General features: G+C 69.0%; 17 protein-coding genes. 6 read left to right on the top strand and 11 right to left on the bottom strand.

The window, feature by feature from the left end; translation table 11 throughout:
• Positions 1 to 75 precede the first annotated feature (75 nt).
• The gene (locus F3087_RS03430; protein ID WP_150400275.1) at positions 76 to 777 is read right to left on the bottom strand and encodes an SDR family oxidoreductase; all 702 of its coding nucleotides are present in this window, start codon (positions 775 to 777) and stop codon (positions 76 to 78) included.
• A 196-nt stretch (positions 778 to 973) separates the two neighbouring features.
• Here F3087_RS03430 and ggh point away from each other — a divergent pair, with 196 nt between their 5' ends.
• Both ggh and F3087_RS03440 read left to right on the top strand, forming a co-directional pair.
• Positions 974 to 2,311 carry a glucosylglycerate hydrolase gene (gene ggh, locus F3087_RS03435; RefSeq protein WP_150400276.1) on the top strand — a complete coding sequence of 446 codons (1,338 nt, stop codon included), beginning with the start codon at positions 974 to 976 and terminating at the stop codon, positions 2,309 to 2,311.
• 92 nt (positions 2,312 to 2,403) lie between these two features.
• Positions 2,404 to 3,138 (top strand): glycoside hydrolase family 25 protein, encoded by a 735-nt coding sequence (locus F3087_RS03440; protein WP_150400277.1) that lies wholly within the window; start codon positions 2,404 to 2,406, stop codon positions 3,136 to 3,138.
• 21 nt (positions 3,139 to 3,159) lie between these two features.
• Here the strand turns inward: F3087_RS03440 and F3087_RS03445 are convergent, their stop codons facing one another.
• The 3 genes from F3087_RS03445 to F3087_RS03455 all read right to left on the bottom strand — a co-directional run bounded on the left by F3087_RS03445 (position 3,160) and on the right by F3087_RS03455 (position 6,790).
• Positions 3,160 to 5,226 carry a PhoX family protein gene (locus F3087_RS03445; RefSeq protein WP_150400278.1) on the bottom strand — a complete coding sequence of 689 codons (2,067 nt, stop codon included), beginning with the start codon at positions 5,224 to 5,226 and terminating at the stop codon, positions 3,160 to 3,162.
• 152 nt (positions 5,227 to 5,378) lie between these two features.
• On the bottom strand, positions 5,379 to 6,182 hold the full coding sequence (locus tag F3087_RS03450) for a hypothetical protein (protein WP_396897532.1): 804 nt from the start codon (positions 6,180 to 6,182) through the stop codon (positions 5,379 to 5,381).
• A 74-nt stretch (positions 6,183 to 6,256) separates the two neighbouring features.
• Entirely contained in the window at positions 6,257 to 6,790 is a 534-nt protein-coding gene (locus tag F3087_RS03455) for a lipoprotein LpqH (RefSeq protein ID WP_150400280.1), read from the bottom strand.
• 144 nt (positions 6,791 to 6,934) lie between these two features.
• On the opposite strand from F3087_RS03455, the gene F3087_RS03460 reads away from it, so the two are divergent.
• The 4 genes from F3087_RS03460 to F3087_RS03475 are packed head-to-tail and all read left to right on the top strand — an operon-like array spanning position 6,935 to position 12,066.
• A complete protein-coding gene (locus F3087_RS03460) occupies positions 6,935 to 8,284 on the top strand; it encodes a hypothetical protein (RefSeq protein ID WP_150400878.1) in 1,350 nt (449 codons plus the stop codon).
• Entirely contained in the window at positions 8,284 to 9,297 is a 1,014-nt protein-coding gene (locus tag F3087_RS03465) for a hypothetical protein (protein WP_223884791.1), read from the top strand. Before F3087_RS03460 ends, F3087_RS03465 begins: the two co-directional genes overlap by 1 nt.
• Position 9,298: 1 nt before the next feature.
• On the top strand, positions 9,299 to 10,807 hold the full coding sequence (locus F3087_RS03470) for a tetratricopeptide repeat protein (protein ID WP_150400281.1): 1,509 nt from the start codon (positions 9,299 to 9,301) through the stop codon (positions 10,805 to 10,807).
• Entirely contained in the window at positions 10,804 to 12,066 is a 1,263-nt protein-coding gene (locus F3087_RS03475; protein WP_150400282.1) for a CHAT domain-containing protein, read from the top strand. The genes F3087_RS03470 and F3087_RS03475 overlap by 4 nt, the downstream gene beginning before the upstream one ends.
• Position 12,067: 1 nt before the next feature.
• Here F3087_RS03475 and F3087_RS03480 read toward each other — a convergent pair whose 3' ends face one another.
• The 7 genes from F3087_RS03480 to F3087_RS03510 all read right to left on the bottom strand — a co-directional run bounded on the left by F3087_RS03480 (position 12,068) and on the right by F3087_RS03510 (position 17,631).
• Positions 12,068 to 12,355, bottom strand: a complete 288-nt coding sequence (locus F3087_RS03480; RefSeq protein WP_150400283.1) for a type II toxin-antitoxin system Phd/YefM family antitoxin — start codon at positions 12,353 to 12,355, stop codon at positions 12,068 to 12,070.
• Between the two features lie 40 nt (positions 12,356 to 12,395).
• Entirely contained in the window at positions 12,396 to 12,800 is a 405-nt protein-coding gene (locus tag F3087_RS03485; protein ID WP_150400284.1) for a nitroreductase family deazaflavin-dependent oxidoreductase, read from the bottom strand.
• 75 nt (positions 12,801 to 12,875) lie between these two features.
• Positions 12,876 to 13,715, bottom strand: a complete 840-nt coding sequence (locus F3087_RS03490) for an alpha/beta fold hydrolase (protein ID WP_191093748.1) — start codon at positions 13,713 to 13,715, stop codon at positions 12,876 to 12,878.
• 29 nt (positions 13,716 to 13,744) lie between these two features.
• The gene (locus F3087_RS03495) at positions 13,745 to 14,041 is read right to left on the bottom strand and encodes a hypothetical protein (protein ID WP_150400285.1); all 297 of its coding nucleotides are present in this window, start codon (positions 14,039 to 14,041) and stop codon (positions 13,745 to 13,747) included.
• Between the two features lie 90 nt (positions 14,042 to 14,131).
• Positions 14,132 to 14,857 (bottom strand): amino acid ABC transporter ATP-binding protein, encoded by a 726-nt coding sequence (locus F3087_RS03500; RefSeq protein WP_150400286.1) that lies wholly within the window; start codon positions 14,855 to 14,857, stop codon positions 14,132 to 14,134.
• The gene (locus F3087_RS03505; RefSeq protein WP_150400287.1) at positions 14,858 to 16,654 is read right to left on the bottom strand and encodes an ABC transporter substrate-binding protein/permease; all 1,797 of its coding nucleotides are present in this window, start codon (positions 16,652 to 16,654) and stop codon (positions 14,858 to 14,860) included.
• A 182-nt stretch (positions 16,655 to 16,836) separates the two neighbouring features.
• Positions 16,837 to 17,631, bottom strand: coding sequence for an LLM class F420-dependent oxidoreductase (locus F3087_RS03510; protein WP_150400288.1), 795 nt, complete (start codon positions 17,629 to 17,631; stop codon positions 16,837 to 16,839).
• Positions 17,632 to 17,691: the final 60 nt, after the last annotated feature.

The following is a 17,691-nucleotide window of genomic DNA, read 5'->3' on the forward strand; positions in this document are numbered from 1 at the left end:
CACCCGGCGAGACGGTGCACAAACAGCGCCAGGCTACCGATCGAATCTGTCCACAACCTGAACCGCCGACGACGGCTAGCTCGACGTGGGCCGCAGCACGATCTCTGTCGGATGCCCGTCCCGCGGCGTCTCGACCGCGTGGCGCACCACACCGGCCACCGTCTCCGCGCGCAGGAACTGCTCCGGCCGGTATTCGCGGCCCTCCTGCGCGATGATCTCGCGCTGCATGTCGGTGTCGATGCGGCCCGGATGGATCGAGGTCACCCGCAGCGCCGGCTCCTCCAGCCGCAGCGCGTCGGCGAACGCGCGCAGCCCGAACTTGCTGGCCGCGTAGGACGCCCAGCCCGCGTTCGCGCGCAGCCCCGCGCCCGAATTGATCAGCACCACATGCCCGCCGGCCGCGCGCAGCGCGGGCAGCAGCAGCCTGGTCAGCTCGACCACCGCGATCAGGTTGGCCTCCAACGTGTTTCGCCACTGATCGACAGTCGACTCGGCGATCGAGGCCAGGTCCTGGATGCCCGCGTTGTGCACCAGCACGTCCAACCGGCGGATCGGCTCGGTCGCGGCGGCCACCGCGGCGTAGTCGGTCAGCTCGACCGGCCAGCCGGTCGCCTCGGGCAGCTCCTGGCCGATATCGCGCAGCGCGTCGGCGGATCGGGCGCCGAGCAGCAGGTCGTGGGTCGGCGCGAGCTCCCGGGCGATGGCGGCGCCGAGGCCGCGGCTGGCTCCGGTGATCAGCGCGGTCGGCTTCGGGGAGCTGGTCACGGCATTGGTCATGCGCCCCACCGTAATAGCCTGCGCAACCAGCGCGATGCACGCGTACATCTATGCGAAGATCTCGGGCAGCGAATTACGGACGGGGCATTCGAGAGTGAGAATCGCCGAGCACGAGCCACCCACCGGCAGGTGGGACGCGGCCGAGTCGGACAGCGCTGAGCGGGCGTACTTGCCGGTGACATCGCAGAATAGGGGGATGGCACACCCGGGTTTCACTCCGACACAGCTCGCGGCCCGCGCCGCCTACCTGCTGCGTGGCAACGACCTGGGCACGATGACCAGTGCCGCGCCGCGCCTGTATCCGCACATGTGGAGCTGGGACGCCGCGTTCGTCGCGGTCGGGCTCGCCCCGCTGAGCGTGGAACGGGCGGTGATCGAGCTGGACACGCTGCTGTCCGCGCAGTGGAAGAACGGCATGATCCCGCACATCGTCTTCGCCAACGGCGTGGACGGCTACTTCCCCGGCCCGGCCCGCTGGGAATGCCGCAAGCTGGCCGCCAACGCGCCGGACGGCCCGGACACCTCGGGCATCACCCAGCCGCCGGTGCACGCCATCGCGGTGCAGCGCATCCTCGATCACTCCCGCCGGCACGGCCGCAGCACCCGCGCGGTCGCCGAGGAATTCCTCAACCGCCGCTGGCCGGACCTGGTGCGCTGGCACCGCTGGCTGGCGCACGCCCGCGATCCCAAGGAGACCGGGCGGATCACGCTGTATCACGGCTGGGAATCCGGCATGGACAACTCGCCGCGCTGGGACCGTGCCTACGAGAACGTGATCCCGGGCGATCTGCCGCCGTACGACCGCGAGGACGTGCGGGTGGTCGCCGATCCGACGCAGCGCCCGAGCGACCGCGAGTACGACCGCTACCTGTGGCTGGTCGAGCAGATGCGCCGGGCCGGCTACGACGACTATCAGCTGGCCTCGACCATGAGTTTCGCGGTCGAGGACGTATTCGTCACCGGGATCTTCGCGCTGGCCTGCGAGGTGCTCGCGAACATCGGCGAGGAGTACAAGCAGCCGCACGCCGACGTCCGCGACCTGTACGCGTGGGCCGATCGGTTCCGGGCGGGCGTGGTCGCGACGGCCGATGCCCGGACCGGTGCGGCCAGGGACTTCGACGTGCGGTTGCAGCGCTGGATCGGCACCGAGACGCTGTCCATGTTCGCGCCGCTGCTGTGCGGCGGGCTGCCCCGCGATACCGAACGGAGCCTGCTGCGCACGTTCGAGGGGCCACGGTTCTGCGGGCATCCGGACCTGCGCTACGCGCTGCCGCCGTCCACCTCGCCGGTGTCGCGCGACTTCCGCTCCCGGGAGTACTGGCGTGGGCCGGTGTGGCCGGTGATGAGCTGGCTGTTCTCCTGGGTGTTCGCCCGGCGCGGCTGGGCCGAGCGCTCGTTCATGCTGCGCGCGGAGGGCCTGCGCCAGGCCAGCGACGGCAGCTTCGCCGAGTACTACGAGCCGTTCACCGGGGAGCCGCTGGGCAGCATGCAGCAGTCGTGGACGGCGGCCTCGGTGCTCGATTGGCTCGGCTGAGGTCGGTCAGCGCGGGGTTCGGGTAAATATTGCGCAACTGCACCTTGTGCAACATTGGTCACAGGAAGATCAAATAGCTATCGTCGAACACCATGGACACCTCTCGATGGAGCTCGACCATCCGTCGCCGCGGCACGGCGCTCTCGCTGATCGCGCTTTCCGGCATCCTCGCGGTTAACCTCGCCGCGCGAGCGGAGGCCACCCCGACGGGGCCGGACGTCTCGTCCTGGCAGCACATCGACGGACGGCTGATCGACTGGTTCGCGGTGAAACGGTCCGGTCATGCCTTCGCCATGGTCAAGGCCACCGAGGGCGTGAGCTACATCAATCCGTACTTCGTCGCGGACAGCCTGCTGATGCGTGCGGCCGGCGTCGCCCGCGGCACCTATCACTACGCCCGGCCGAACCTGCTGCCGGAACCGCAGGCAGCCATGTACGCCGCGGTGGTGCTCGGCCAGAACGGCGCGCTGGATCTGCCGCCGGTGCTCGACCTGGAGACCACCGGCGGATTGCCGCCCGCCGCGCTGATCGACTGGACGCACCGCTACCTGAACACGGTGCAGGCGCTCACCGGACGGACCCCGATCGTCTACACCTATCCGAACTTCTGGAAGACGGCGATGGCCGACACCAACGAGTTCACCCGCTACCCGCTGTGGATCGCCGACTACCGCGGCAACGACGCACCCGAGGTGCCCGGCGGGTGGTCCACCTGGACGTTCTGGCAGACCACCGACAGCGGCGGCATCGACGGCATCGCGGGCAACACGGATTTGAACGTATACAGCGGCGCCCAAGGCGATTTCGCGCGCTTCGCCAATATGTGACGCCCTCGGCGGCCGGTGCGGCTACGTGCCGATCCGGCCGCCGTTCTTCTTCCACACCACCGCGACCGACGGCCGCGGCTGCGCGCTGCCGCCGTCCGGCCAGTGCGAGAGCGGGTTCTCCGGGGTGGCGTCGTCGGCCTCGCCGGGATGCTGCACACAGACCAGCACGCGCGACTCGGTGACGACCGGGCCGCAGGTCTCCGCGCCGCGCGGCACGGTCAGGAACTGTTTGGTGGCACCGCGATTCGCGCCGTCCAGCACCACGGAGAACAGGCCGTCGTTGGACTTGAGCGCGTTGCCGTCGGTGGAGATCCACAGGTTGCCGTAGGGGTCGAAGGCCAGGTTGTCCGGGCAGGAGATCGGGCTGACCTTCGTCTTGTCGAAGCCGGCGAAGTAGGTGTCGGCCGCGGTCGGATCGCCGCAGACCAGCAGCAGCGACCAGGTGAACTTGGTACCCGCGTGCTCGTCGTCGAGCTCGAGGATCTGCCCGTTCTTGTTCAGGTTGCGCGGATTCGCCTCGTCCGCGGCCTGTTTGCCGCTCGCGCCGCGGTTGTCGTTGTTGGTCAGCGCGACATACACCTTGCCGGTGTACGGGTTCGCCTCGAAGTCCTCCGGGCGGTCCATCTTGGTGGCGCCGACCTTGTCCGCGGCCAGCCGGGTGAACACCGCGACCTCTTCCGCGCTCATGCCGTCGACCAGCGACTTGCCCTTGCCGTCCAGGCCGGTCTCCAGCAGCGGAATCCATTGCCCGGTACCGGTGAAACCCTTGTCCGACGGCTTCACGCCGGTGCCGTCGATCTTGTCGCCGTGGTCGCCGGCCAGCTTCGCCACGTACAGCGTGCCCGCGTCCAGGATGGTCAGGTTGTGCCGCATGCTCGACGCGCCGCTGCCCGGCTGCACCTTGCGCGCGGACACGAATTTGTACATGTAGTCGAACTTTTCGTCGTCGCCGGTGTAGGAGACGACGTCGCCGGCCTTGGTCACGTAGATGGTGGCGCCCTCGTGCTTGAGCCGGCCCATCGCGGTGTGCTTGATCGGCGTCGAGCTGGGATCCCACGGGTCGACCTCGACGACGTAGCCGAATCGGTTGGCCTCGTTGGGTTCCTGGGCCAGGTCGAAGCGCTTGTCGGTGCGCTCCCACTGGTTCGGCGTCTTGCCCGCGGTGAAGCCGTAACGCTTGATCCGCGCCGCGGCAACGGATTCGGTCACCTTGTCGCCGTTGGCGAAGTAGCCGTTGAAGTTCTCCTCGCCGGAAAGCACGGTGCCCCAAGGGGTCACGCCGCCCGCGCAGTTGGCGAAGGTGCCGAGCACCTTGGTGCCGGTCGGGTCCGCGGCGGTCTTCACGAAGTCGCTGCCCGCGGCCGGGCCGGTGAGCTTGAACTCGGTGGTCGCGGTGATCCGGCGGTTGTACTTGCCGAAGGCGGGGACCAGCTTGCCGGTGCCGGATTCGCCGTGCACCTCGACGACCGAAAGACCGTGCGCGGCCTGGGTGATCGCGTTCTGCTCGTCGGTCGGCGCGGCCTTGTTGTAGCCGCGGAACATGTGCGGGCCCGTGGTGTACTCGTGGTTGACCACCAGCAGGAACGCGTTGGCCTGGCCCTCGATCGGCAGCAGCGCGGCGAAGTCGTTGTTGAAGCCGAACTGCTTGGCCTGCGCGGCGGCGGACTGCTTGTCGAAGTCGAAGGCCGGGGCGTCGGCGAACAGCGGGTCGCCCCAGCGGATCACGACGGACTGCTCGTAGCCGTCCGGGATCACGATGGCGTCCTCTTTGTTCGGCGCGACCGCGCCGAACTCGGTGCCGGTGCCGGGCGGGCCGCTGGGCGACGGACGGACCGAGCCGGCGTTCTCGACGTCGTCGCCGCAGGCGGCCAGCACACTGCCGGCACCGACCGCGAGCACCGCCGCCGCGCCGCCCTTGAGCACGCCACGCCGATTCAAGGCACTGACGATATCGCCGAAGTATTCACCGTTCGAGGTGTTCGGCACCTCGTGGAAACAGGCGTTGGCGCATTTGTATTCGCAGGTCACCGAGGCACGGGCCGATCGGCCGTCGTGCTGCACGAAAAGGGCGAGGGGCTTCGGGCTCACGGCCGAACCGTAGATGATTCGGACAATACGGAAACGACTTAGAGGTGAACAGCTGACCAATTAGGGAACCCTCAGTTGATCTAGTTACTGCTCCGCACACAGGAATGCCGCGCTGTCCGAGAAGCTCGGATCAACGCGGCATTCGGTGGGGGCTAGGCATTCACCGCAAGGGCGATGACGACCTCGTGCTCGTTCTCCGGCAGATAGTGCACCCGCAGGATGCGGCCGACCTGCACCTGCCCGACGCTGCTCGGGGTGAGGAACTTCTCCACCCTGGTGCCGAAGGTGGACCCGTCGGGGCGGGTGACGACCAGGCCGAGCTCGATCTTGGAGTACCCGTCGCGGATCTCGCCGGGCACCGAAAGCGATTGCACCACAGCCTGTGTCGCGATTCCGCGCTCGGCGATGTCGAGCTTGTGCCGGGTGGTGATGCCCTTGCGGATCATCGACTCGTTCAGCGCCCGCTGCGCGGTGGCCGGGTCGCCGGACATGTCGACCTCGACCTTGTCGGTCCGGCCGGGCAGATAGCGCACCGGCAGCACCACGCCGGGTTGCAGCAGCGCCAGTTCGGTCAGCGGCACAATCATTTTCGCGGCGGCGGTGAAGTTCTTCCCGTCCACCCCCTCGACGCTGAATTCGATGCGGACCTGCGGCTGGTCGTTGACCGACAGGCCGGTCTGGGTGAAGGACCGGATGGTGCCGAGACCGACCAGGCCGTCCCGGAATTCGGCGCTGTTGCGGCCGGTGAAGGCCGCGAGGATGCCCTCGCCGGTGAACGCGAAGACGATCGGCACCAGGGTGAGCGCGGTGATCGGCAGCGCCATCTGCCAACCGACCCAGGCCATCGCGGCGGGCTCGAATTCACTGGTGCTGACGTAGGTGAGGCCGTGGAAGAGGTAGTAGCCGATGGCCAGTGCGGCGAGCGCGGCGGTGATCCAGCGGACGGATTTCATGATGTTCCTCGATGCTTCGAAAGGTGGTGCCTGCGTTGTCGGCCCGCTCGAGCGAACTCGAGCGGGCCGCGGACGGTTCAGCCGCCGACGACGGTCGAGCAGGCGAAGGTGACGTCGAACTTGGACGACTTCGGGCCGGCCAGCGGGTTGGTCAGATCCGCGCTGACGCCCTCGCCGGTGACCTTGTAGGTGTTGCCGTCCTTGGTCAGCGTGGCGGAGCCGCCGGGCATCCCGTTGCCGAAGCCGATCGCGTACGGCTGGCCGGCGTCGCCGCCCTTGGTGCCCGCGATGCCGACGGCCTGCACGGTGTCGGTGCCGGTGATGGTCGCGCTCACCGAGAGGTTGCCGTAGGCGGCGTTGGCGGCGTCGGTCAGCGCGAGCGCCAGCGTGCCGCCCTGCTTGGCGCAGGTGGTGGTGAACTTGGCGTCGAACGCCTTGCCGTCGACCGATGCGGTGGACTTGCCCGACGGCGCGGAGCCGGTCTGCGGGGCGGCGGTGGCGGCCGAGGTCTTGGGCGGGGTGCTGCTCGCGTTGTCGCTGCAACCGGTGACGAAGAAGGCGGCCGCGGCGGCGGAAGCGACGAGGGCGGCGGTGACGGACTTGGTGTTCATGGTTTCTCCTGTGTTCGCTGGCCCGGGGTGTCTGGGCCGATACGAGAAACCTAGGAACGCTTCGCGTCCTACCGATCCCAGGTTTTGGCCGGGTCGAATCGGACAAAAGTCCGTTAACCTGGTCGAATGCGACGACCGCGCGCCATGGTGCTCGACGAGGTGTGGCGCAAGCTCGACGGCGTGGAACCGCTCAGCGGTCCGCACGGCGGGCCGTTGCGCCGCACGGTGAAGCTGATCCTGGATCCGCTGGTGATCCGGCCGGTCCAGCACCCGGCGTGCGCCGGGCCGATCGTGACCGCCGACGGCGCGGTGCTGCTGGCTGCCCGGGTGCATGCCGCGGCGGACGTGCTGCGCGCGACGGCGGCCTGGTTCACCGTGCTCAAGCAGGTGCGGCGGGCGCTGCGGATCACCGAGGGGCATCCGCAGGATCTGTACTTCCAGCGTTGCTTCGAGCTCGCGACGACGTCGGGCATGCCGGATCCGTTGCGGGACAGAGCTGTAGCGGAGGCCACGCTGCGGGACGTGCACGAGTATGCAGCAGGGCGCACCACGCAGGCGTTGAAGGAGTATGTCGCGGAACGGACTCCGGAGCTGGCCGCGCTGGTCGACGTCGCGTGGCGGCGACGGCCGTTGACCGGGCCGGTGGGCGGTGACCACACCGGTGCGTTCGCCGAACTGCTCGACGATTGTGCCGCTGCACGATTGGAGCAAGGGCGGGACAACGGACAGGCTGCGTGGGACCAGCTGGTCGGCGCACATGCCGGGACACACGCGGGCATCCGGCTGTGGCGGGCCGAAACCGGTTATTCCGCAGCTGAACTGGGCCTCACGGTGCATCCGGTGCCGCAGCCACCCGCGGTCGGTGCGTCGGCCTCGACCTCCACACTGGGCCTGCCGTTCGACCGGACCGTGTACGAGCGGGTGTTCACGGCGCTGCAAGCCTCCAGCGAGCGCGCTGAGCTGCCGCCGATTCCGGAGCTGGTGTCCACCGAGATCGCCCGGAGTTGTTCGCCGTGGGCGCTTTTGGACGAGACGCTGCGGGTGGCGGCGACGGCGGGCGTCGCGCTCGCGAACGGACTTTCCCCGATCGGCACGGCGGTTCGGCGTCCGGGATCCGGCCTCGGTGTGGCAGTTTTACCGGGGACACCGGCGACCACCGCGCACCGGGTCATCAACGGCCGCTGGCAGCGTGAGGCCTACGTGCTGCAAGCCCGGCGACTGGCGGTGCAGGTCGGCGCCGAGTCTGCCCCGGCCGGGCCGCTGGCCGCGATCGCCGCCGAGTTGTGCACACCCTGGCGGCCGTACCTGCGGCGGCTGTGGGTCCGGCTGCACGGGCGCGATGTCCGGGAGTTCGCGGTGTACGACCCGGACGAACTGTGGGACCTGCTCGACGGTGTGGCGCGCTCGGTCATCCTCGATCACCGGACGCGGGTCAAACAGGCGCTGAGTGCGAGTGCGGCCGAATCGGATTCGACGGAATCGAGGGCGAGCTGATGAGCGGGACGGTGCGGATTCGGCAGGCGGCCGACGGACTGTGGATCGTCGCGCCCGACGGCGCGCCGACCGTTCTCGATGCTGCGCCGGCGCTCGATGTGCTGGTGCTCGAGGCGGCGGGCGGGCATCTGACCTGGAGTCTGCTGGACGAACAGTCGATTCCGGCCGCGGTGATCGATGACGTGAAGCTCGCGCAGGAGTGGCTGTGGGCGGTCTACGGCGAGGAAATCGCGCTGGCGCTCGACGGCGGCGAGACCGGCGAGCTGGTCGCCGCGCCCGGGCTGCCGGAGCTGGTCGCGAGTGCGTGGCGACTCGGTTATGCGCACTGGGCGGCGCGGTGGTGGCCCGCGTCGACCATCGATGACATTGCGCCGCTGGATGATCGGCTGCTGCTGGATGAGATCGCCACGCTGGCCGAGGCGTGCGAGATGATCGTCGACGGCGCGGACGAGGCCGTCGACGTGGCCGCGCCGTACACCGTCGGCCTGCCGGACAGCCGTGGCCGCGCGGAGGATTACGCGCTCGCGGCAGGACCGGCGGCGGCGGTACCGCAGGGTGCGCTGGTGCTGGCCAGGGGCACCGGCGGCTGGGATTGGCGGCGCTGCCCGCCTGGCTTGCTCGATGCATCGGAACGATCAGTGTCGTGGGAAGTGTTGCGCCGGGCGGGAATTACAACGGTCGTGGTGCGGGTGGTCGCCATGCCACAGCGCAGCGTGCCATCCCATCTGCATCCACAGGTACTGGTGCGCACGGCCGCGGGATCCGCCAAGGCGGCGCTGGCGCTGCACGGTGACGTATGGACCGCCGAGGTGCCCGCGCCGGAGGGCGCGGAATCCACTGTGTCCGTTGAGGTCTACGTGCCCGGTGTCGGCGACGCCGAGCGCAGCGACCCGGCAGTTCGCCAACAGCTTCGCGACCTGGCCGCCGCCCGCCTGCGCCAAGCCGCCGACCCCACCGACGAGGCACCCTTGCTCGCCGAAATCGCCGCCGCCGCTTCGGATTCGGATTTCTGACATGACCGACGAAACACCTGATGAAGGCCGCGCCCTGCTCGCCGCGGGCGCCGACGCCTACACCCGCGGCGACACCGCAGGCGCCCTGCGCATCTTCGAGGACGCCGCCCGCACCTCCACCGGCGATGTCCGCATCGGCGCGATCGTCAACGCGGCCAGCATGGCCGACGAACTCGGCGACCACGCCAGATCGCTGAGCCTGTACCGCGAAGCGCTCGCCGCCATGCCCGAGGACGCGCCGAAGCTGCGGCCGAACGCGCTGGTCAACATGTCCCAGGCCTTGCAGCATCTCGGCGAATTGGACGAAGCCCAAGCCGCTTTGGAGCAGGCCCGGGAGTTGCTCGCCGACGTCACCGACCAGGGCGTCCTGCGGGTGGCCTGCCTGCTGTCCTTGACCGCCGTCGCCCTGCACCGCCAGAACTGGGCCTACGCCGCCGAACTCGCCACCGAATCCCTGGACGCGGCTTGGCGTTTCGCTCCGCAACTGGCCGGGCACCCGCTGATGAACCTGGCCGCAACGTATTTCGAGACCGGGCGCCGCGATCTCGCCGTCGACTTCGCTCAGCAGGCCCTGGCCGCGTTCGAGTCGGCGGGCGACCGCAACGCCGTCGCCGAGACCCAGCAGAACCTCGCCACCATGCTGGTCCGCACCGACCGCCTCGACGAGGCCGAAGCGCCACTGCACGCCAGTCAGCAGTACTTCGAGCAGGCCGGGCTCGGCTACCGCGCCGGAATCGGGCTCAAGACAATGGCTTTCCTCGCCGAGGGCCGCGAAGATCTCGTACAGGCGCAGGATCTCTACGGTCGCAGCCTGGCCTACTTTGTCGAATCCGGAGCGGTGCTGGACGCCGCCGACCTGCGCATGCGCCTGTCCACCGTGGCGTTCAAGAGCGGCCGGTACGAGGAGTGCGAGACGTTGCTCGCCGAGGCGTTCGGCGCGTACGCCGAACGCGGCCTCGGCCTGCACTGTGCCCAGCTCGATTACTGGCACGCGTCGCTGCTCGAAGGCGCCGTGGCCGATTCCCCCGAGCTGCTCCCCCAGGCGGTCGGCATCGCCGTGCCTGCCGCGCTCGCCATCGACGCCGTGCGCTACACCCTCCCCAACGGCAACCAGCGCGATCAATGGAACCGCCAGATCGCCGACCCCGCCATGCGATTGGCGTTCCGCTTCGCCTACCTGGCCGGGGACGGGCTGCTGCTCGCCGACCTGATCGAAACACAGTGCGCAGGTACCACCTTGAACATCGATAGATCGGCGGACGGCCGCGCCGTCCGGTTACCGCTCGAACTCCTCGATCCCCCAGCCGATCTCGCCGAACGCCCGGGCGCCACCGCGCTCCAGCTCGGCGCGGCACTGGCCGAGGTCGCCGCCGGTGCGGGACTTCCGGTTTCGCCGCCGCCCCGCCTCGAACTGGCCGCCGAAGGCCGAATCGCCTTGGCCCCCTACATCGCCGCCGCCGAGCAACGCTACGGCCGGGCGATCCGAGACGACCGGGTGCTGACGGTATGACGCAGGAACAACCGACCGTCGTGGTGCGCATGGCGGACGCGGGCGATGTGTACATGTCCTGGCGCTGGATCGGCGAGACCGCGCCGCGCGGCGCCGCCATGCTGCCGGGCGAACCGGTGCTGGCGGCCGTGCAGCGGCTGTCGGACGCGCTGCCGCATCCCGCCGAACCGGGTGGCCTCGAACGCGCCATGACCACCGGGGCGTTCGCCGAACCCCACGCCGAGTACCTGGTCGCCCAGGCGCTTTCCCGCGCGCTGCTGCCGCAAGCCTTGGCCGCCCAGCTCTACGAGCTGTATCAACGCGGCATCCGCCCGCACATCCGGCTCCAGCCGTCGCCGCGAGTCGCGCAGGTGCCGTGGGAGATTCTCGCTCCCGGACCGGAAGTCCGGCTGATCGACATCGCCGACGTCAGCCTGCTGGCTCCGGCCAGTATCGTGCACGCGCCGGACCGCGTCGCCCGCACCTGGGCCGAGACGCACGGCGGACCCGTTGTCGCCGTGCTGGATCCGCGCATCCCCGGCTTCCGCGCCGACTCACACCTCGGCTCGGTGCTCGGCCGGATGCCCGCGGATGCGCCCCTCGCCCGGCGGATCGCCGGCTACGCGACGCAGCACCGCCTGCTTCCCGCGGTGCTCGACCCGGCGGAGGCCTTCCGCCGGACCGATATCGACCGCACCTGGTTGAGCAAGGCATTGCGCGACGGCGCGAGCCGCCTGATCTACGTCGGCCACGTCACCGCCGCCCCGCCCGAATCCGGCCAGAGCGAGGCCGCCGAACTCCACCTCGCCTGCACCGCGGACGCGCTCGGCTTCGCCGTCCCGCACCGCACCCATCGCCCGTTGTCCGCCAAGGACTTCCTGCTCGGCACGCACACCCTGGCCCCGGAACCCGCTGACGGCCAGGACCTTTGGCCCATCCCCAGCCGGGTCGCCCTGATCGCCTGCGAGAGCGGCGGCGACCTGCGCTTCACCGAGGCGCTCGGCCTGACCGCGGCGATGATCAACGGCGGCGCCGAACTGGTGACCGCCAGCCGCTGGCCGCTGCCCACCGACCTCGCCTTCCACCGCATCGCGGGCGCGCCGGCCACGGCGCACCCGCTACAGCAGGCCATCTGCGCCATCGACGCGGCGCACGAGCAGCCGGACCCGGTCGCGGCGCTCTCCGCATGGCAGCGCGAGCGGCTGCACGCCTGGCGCACCGAACGCACCATCGAGCATTCGCCGCTGCTGTGGTCGGCGTTCGCCACCGTGCGCACCTGAATCAGCCGCGCAGCCCGCGGTCCACCGTCGGGTGCACGCCGAGGACGTCGAGCATCTCCGAGATGGACATGGCGCGGAACTCGGTCGCGCCCGCATAGCCCGGGCGGGCGGCGTCGGCCAGTTCGGCGTAGAGGTGCAGGCGGTCGTAGTCGGCCATCGACATGATGACCGCCACCTCGGTGCCGTCGTCGGTGATGACGGCGTCTTCGCCGGTCGCTATGACGTCGCGGACGACGGCGGTGATGTCCGCCGACAGCTCGTGCAGATTGCGCGTGTTCGTGTTGGGCATGCTCCGCATTCGGAGCCGTATGCCTATTCGGATCGGGCCGTCACCGTCTTGTTAGCGAGACGACCGGAATTACCCGGTCGGTTTTGGTTTCGTGGTCGGCGAAAAACGGATACGCCAGCTTCAACATGGTCCACATGTGGTCGCGTTCGGCGCCCGGGATCGGAGTGGCGCGGGCCTCGAAGGTCTCGTCACCCACCTCGACGATCACTGCCGGATTGCTGACCAGGTTCTGATACCAGTCCGGATGCGTGGGTGCACCGATGTTCGACGCGATGACCAGCAGCCGGTCGCCGTCGAGGTGGAACATCATCGGCGTCGTATGTGGTTTGCCGCTATGCCGGCCGGTAGTGGTGAGCAGCAGCAGCTTTTCCCGGTGCATGCCCTCGATCTCGCCGCCCGCGCGGAATTGGTCGATGGTTTTGCGGTTGATTTCCTTGACGTCCATGAACTCGCCTCCGGTGCGTAGACCTTGTCGTCCACAATTCACCCCGGCGGGCGCTGTGTCAGCGGAACGGCGACGTTATGTGCGGTGCGCGAGCAGGTGCTGCATGATCAGCCGGGTCAATTCCTCGGGCGCCTGCTCGGGGATCCAATGCGACACTTCCTCGAGCATTTCGAATCGATAGGGTCCGGTCACGTGCTTCGCGGTGGCCATGGCCGCGGTGGAGCCGACGGTACTGTCCTCGGTGCTCCACACGTACAGCGTCGGCACCGTCACCGGTCCGGTCGGCCCGGACAGGTGCATCGCCCGATACCAGTTCAGGGCCGCGGTCAGCGCCTCCGGCTGGGAGAGCCGGTGCACGTAGTCGTCGATGCGCTCCTCCGGGATCTTCCATTCGAAGATCTTCCGCAGCCCGGCGCCGTCGTCCATGAGCAACGCGCGCTCGGCCACCCGCGGCTTGCGCAGCAGCGAAAAGTATTGCGACCGTTGGGCCTGATCCTCGTCCTCGGTCATCGCCCGCAGGAACGCGGCGGGATGCGGCAGCGACACCGCGGTCAAACTGCGGATCCGCTCGGGCATCTCCGCCGCTGCCGCCCACCCGACATAGGCCCCCCAGTCGTGTCCGACCAGATCGAAGCGCTGCCAACCCAATTCGTCGGCCAGCGCGGCGACATCGCCGACCAGGTCGGCGAGCCGATAATCGGCGACCTGATCCGGTCGCACACCGGGCGAGTAACCCCGCTGATCAGGCGCTACCGCATGGCACCCACCGCCACCGAGCGCGTGCAGCTGGAACTCCCACTCGATGGCCGCCTCCGGAAAGCCGTGCAGCAGCATGACTTCCCGTCCCCCGGCGTCCCCGCTGGACAGTGCGTCGAACGTACCGGCAGCGGTAGGAATCTTGATGGCCTCGATCACGGGGTCGACTCTAGAACCTCACACCGACCTCAGTGCTCGTCGTAGTGCCCGTCGTGTGCGGCGTGGCGGTGGCCGTCGTGCACATAGTCGACGTGATCGCCGTGCTGGACGGTGTCGTGGCCGCAGCCCGGACCGTGCTCGTGCGTGTGGTCGCTGTGCTCGGTGTGGCCGGTCGGCTCGCACTCGTCGTAGTGGCCGTCGTGCTCGCGGTGCAGGTGGCCGTCGTGTGCGTAGTCGACGTGATCGCCGTGCTCGATCACCGCATGCCCGCAGTCCGGGCCGTGCGCGTGGTCGTGCTCGGTGTGCTGCATATGTGCCGTTGTCATCAGATCTCCCTCTTTCCAAGCGTGGACAGATGGATATGTGAGCGCAGACACATTAGCAGATGCGCATCAATGCAGTTAGCCAGGGGTGCGCTACAGCACCTGGGAAAGGAAGCGCTGCAGGCGCGGCGTCTCGGCGTTGTCGAACAGTGCGTCCGGCGTGCCGGTCTCCACGACCTGGCCCTCGTCCATGAAGACCACGCTGTCGGACACCGTGCGGGCGAAGCCCATCTCGTGGGTCACCACGATCATCGACATGCCGCCGGAGGCCAGGTCGGCCATCAGCGCGAGCACGCCCTTGACCAGCTCCGGGTCCAGCGCCGAGGTCGCCTCGTCGAAGAACATGACCTCCGGCTTCATCGCCAGGGCGCGGGCGATCGCGACGCGCTGCTGCTGGCCGCCGGACAGGTTCGCGGGGCGGGTGTCGAGCTTGTCGGACAGCCCGACGATCTCCAACTGTTCCGCCGCCACTGCGCGCGCCTCGTCCTTGGACAGTCCGCGCAGCTTGCGCGGGCCGAGCGAGACGTTGTCCGCGACCGTCTTGTGCGGGAACAGGTTGAAGTGCTGGAACACCATGCCGATGCGCTGACGCAGCTTGTCCGGGTCCTCGGTGAGCACCGATTTGCCGTCGAGCAGCACATCGCCCTGGTCCGGCTCGTGCAGCCGGTTCAGCACACGCAGCAGCGTCGACTTGCCCGAGCCGGACGGGCCGATCACCGTGGTGGTCTTGCCCGCGTCGACGTGGATGTCGATGCCGCGCAGCACGTGGTTGTGCCCGAGCTTCAAATGCAGTCCGGTACCGGTGAGGGAGGCACTCATCTATCCGCGCCCTTCCGTGATCGTGGCGGCCTCGACCGGGTCGATCGGGCGGTCCGGCCGTCCGGTGCGCATGCGCCGGTCGATGTAGTTCACCAGGTGGGTGAGCGGGATGGTCAGCAGCAGGTAGACCAGGCCGGCCGCCACCAGCGGGGACAGGTTGCCGGTCTGCGCGTTCAGGTCGCGGCCGACCGCGAACAGCTCGCGCTGGGTGGCGAGCAGGCCGAGGAAGTAGATCAGCGACGAGTCCTTGATCAACGCGATGAACTGGTTCATCAGCGCGGGCAGCACCCGCCGGACCCCCTGCGGGATCACCACCAGCGTCATTGCCTGCCGGTAGCCGAAGCCGATGGCGCGCGCCGCCTCCAGCTGACCGGCCTCCACGGACTGGATGCCGGAACGGAAGATCTCGCCGATGTAGGCCGAGGCCAGCAATGCCAGCGCTACCGCGCCGAGCCAGTACGGGTTGCTGCCGGTCACGTTGCGCACCACCGGGCCGATGCCGAGACCGATCAGCAGGATGATCACCACGGCGGGAAGGCCGCGGAAGATGTCGGTGTAGACCCGGGCGGGCCAGCGCAGCCAGCGGGTCCTGGCGATGCCGGCCACCGCGAGCAGCATGCCCAGCACGGTGCCGAGCACGCCCGAAACCACCGCCAGGATCAGGGTATTCGGCAAGCCGGTCTTGAACAGGTCGGGAAAGGCCTTGCGGTACAACGACCAGTCGAAGAACGTGTCCTTCAGCTGTTGCAGCGTGGATTTCGGCGCGACCGCCGCGGTGTCGGCCGGTTTGCGTTCCGCGGCAAGGGCGGCGAAGTCCGGCAGCTCGGGCAGCGGCGCCGCCTTGGAGCCCGGCTTCCAGCCCGGCGGCAACTGCCGGGGCACCCAGTCGCTGTAGAGCTTGGCGTAGGTGCCGTCCGCGATGACCGCGTCCAGGCCGCTGTTGAGCGCCTCGGTCAGCGGCTGGTTGTTCTTCGACACCGCCCAGCCGACGAAGTTGTCCAGGCTGAAGGTGTTCTGTACCACCGCGGTTCCGTCGCCCGGCTTGATCGCGCCCTCGGCCTGCGCCGACGGGGCGACCCAGGCGTCGACCTGGCCGGACTTCAGGTTGGCGTAGGCGGTGTTGTAGTCGGGGAACTTCACCGGATCCAGGTGCAGCGTGTTGACCACGTACTCGTCCTGCACCGTGCCCTGCACGACCGCGATCCGGGTGCCCTTGTTCAGGTCGGAAAAGCCCTTGATGCCACCGGAATTCGGCGCGACGAGGGAGAAGTAGCCGAAGTCGTAGCCGTTGGTGAAGCCGACCAGCTGCCTGCGCGCGTCGGTGGTGGTGATGCTGGACGAACCGACGTCGAAGCGGTTACCCGCCACCTGGGCGAGCAGGCCGGCGAACTCGGTGCCCGAGAACTCCACCTGCAGACCGAGTTTGGTGGCGATCGCCTTCAACAGCTCGTTGTCGAAGCCGGTGAAGCTGCCCGCGCCGTTCACGCAGATGCTCGGCGGGGCGTCCGACAGGGTGCCGACGCTGAGCTTGCCCGGCGTGATCAGCCCGAGCTTCGAGGTGTCGATCGAGGACACCGGCGCGGTGCTCGCCGTCGTGTACTTGTCCGTCCCCGCGGACTGCGCGGACGCCAGGTTCGTCGGCGCGGCCGAGGCCGCGCTCACCCCCGGCGGGGAACACAGGTTGCGTTCCGAGGACGCATCATCGGAGCCGGAACCACACGCCGTGGCCGCGAGACCGACAGCAAGCAATATCACGGCGATCAACGCACGAGACCGCACAGCGGGCAGACCAGCCATGATGAAGAAGCCTAGCCGCGCCGCAAGTGTTAACCCGCAGCTACCCCGCCCGCGTGCGCCCCGTCACCTGGCCCGTGCCGATGCGGACCAGGACCGACAGAGTTCGGATCAGCGTGATCCGAATTCGACCCCGGCCGCCGCGACCGGCGCCGCAATCCGGGGCCGGCCCGGCGGCCCGTGGTTCAGGCGAGCCCGCTGACCGGCTCCGGATTCACCTCGTCCCGCCAGCGGATGGCCCGCTCGACCTCGCTGAGGTCGTAGTCCGGGCCACTGACGCCGATGGTGAACAGCGATACGCCGGCCTCGACGAAGGCCGGGGCCTGGTCCAGGCCGGGCCAGTGCACCGAACGTTCGATGCGCGACTGGTCGCTGCCGACGGCGGCACAGTGCTCGGCGAGCACCTTGTTCTTGTGCGCGAGCACGTCCAGGTCGGCGAAGGTATGCCACACGTCGGCGTACTCGGCGACCAGGCGCAGCGTCTTCTTCTCGCCACCGCCGCCGATCAGGATCGGGATCTCCCGGGTCGGCTGCGGGTTCAGTTTCTTCAGGCGGGCGGTGAGCCGGGCCATGTTGTCCTTCAGCAGGGCCAGCCGGGAGCCCGCGGTGCCGAACTCGTAGCCGTACTCGACGTAGTCCTTCTCGAACCAGCCCGCGCCGATGCCGAGGATGAGCCGGCCGCCGCTGATGTGGTCCACCGTGCGGGCCATGTCGGCGAGCAGGTCCGGATTGCGGTAGCCGCCGCCGGTGACCAGCGCGCCGATCTCCACCCGCTCGGTCTGCTCGGCGAACGCGCCGAGCATGGTCCAGCATTCGAAGTGGGCGCCGTCGGGGTCGCCGTTGAGCGGGAAGAAGTGGTCCCAGTTGAAGACGACGTCGACGCCCGCGTCCTCGGCGCGCAGAACGGCGTCCCGGATGAGCCGGTACTCGGGCGCGTGCTCCGGCTGGATCTGAACTCCGATACGAACTGCTCGGGTCATGAAATGCTCCTCGTCGTTCGGATTGCCCCTGATCGAGGCTACCGGCGCGGCGGACGTCGA

Origin of the sequence: Nocardia colli (assembly GCF_008704205.1) — a bacterium.
Lineage (GTDB): Bacteria > Actinomycetota > Actinomycetes > Mycobacteriales > Mycobacteriaceae > Nocardia > Nocardia colli.

Excerpts from the sequence above, each read along its gene's own strand:
- F3087_RS03505 (WP_150400287.1), bottom strand. The coding sequence starts at position 16,654 with ATGGCTGGTCTGCCCGCTGTGCGGTCTCGTGCGTTGATCGCCGTGATA.
- F3087_RS03460 (WP_150400878.1), top strand. The coding sequence starts at position 6,935 with ATGGTGCTCGACGAGGTGTGGCGCAAGCTCGACGGCGTGGAACCGCTC.
- F3087_RS03440 (WP_150400277.1), top strand. The coding sequence starts at position 2,404 with ATGGACACCTCTCGATGGAGCTCGACCATCCGTCGCCGCGGCACGGCG.
- F3087_RS03430 (WP_150400275.1), bottom strand. The coding sequence starts at position 777 with ATGACCAATGCCGTGACCAGCTCCCCGAAGCCGACCGCGCTGATCACC.
- F3087_RS03510 (WP_150400288.1), bottom strand. The coding sequence starts at position 17,631 with ATGACCCGAGCAGTTCGTATCGGAGTTCAGATCCAGCCGGAGCACGCG.
- ggh (WP_150400276.1), top strand. The coding sequence starts at position 974 with ATGGCACACCCGGGTTTCACTCCGACACAGCTCGCGGCCCGCGCCGCC.
- F3087_RS03470 (WP_150400281.1), top strand. The coding sequence starts at position 9,299 with ATGACCGACGAAACACCTGATGAAGGCCGCGCCCTGCTCGCCGCGGGC.
- F3087_RS03455 (WP_150400280.1), bottom strand. The coding sequence starts at position 6,790 with ATGAACACCAAGTCCGTCACCGCCGCCCTCGTCGCTTCCGCCGCCGCG.
- F3087_RS03500 (WP_150400286.1), bottom strand. The coding sequence starts at position 14,857 with ATGAGTGCCTCCCTCACCGGTACCGGACTGCATTTGAAGCTCGGGCAC.
- F3087_RS03480 (WP_150400283.1), bottom strand. The coding sequence starts at position 12,355 with ATGCCCAACACGAACACGCGCAATCTGCACGAGCTGTCGGCGGACATC.
- F3087_RS03475 (WP_150400282.1), top strand. The coding sequence starts at position 10,804 with ATGACGCAGGAACAACCGACCGTCGTGGTGCGCATGGCGGACGCGGGC.
- F3087_RS03485 (WP_150400284.1), bottom strand. The coding sequence starts at position 12,800 with ATGGACGTCAAGGAAATCAACCGCAAAACCATCGACCAATTCCGCGCG.
- F3087_RS03465 (WP_223884791.1), top strand. The coding sequence starts at position 8,284 with ATGAGCGGGACGGTGCGGATTCGGCAGGCGGCCGACGGACTGTGGATC.
- F3087_RS03495 (WP_150400285.1), bottom strand. The coding sequence starts at position 14,041 with ATGACAACGGCACATATGCAGCACACCGAGCACGACCACGCGCACGGC.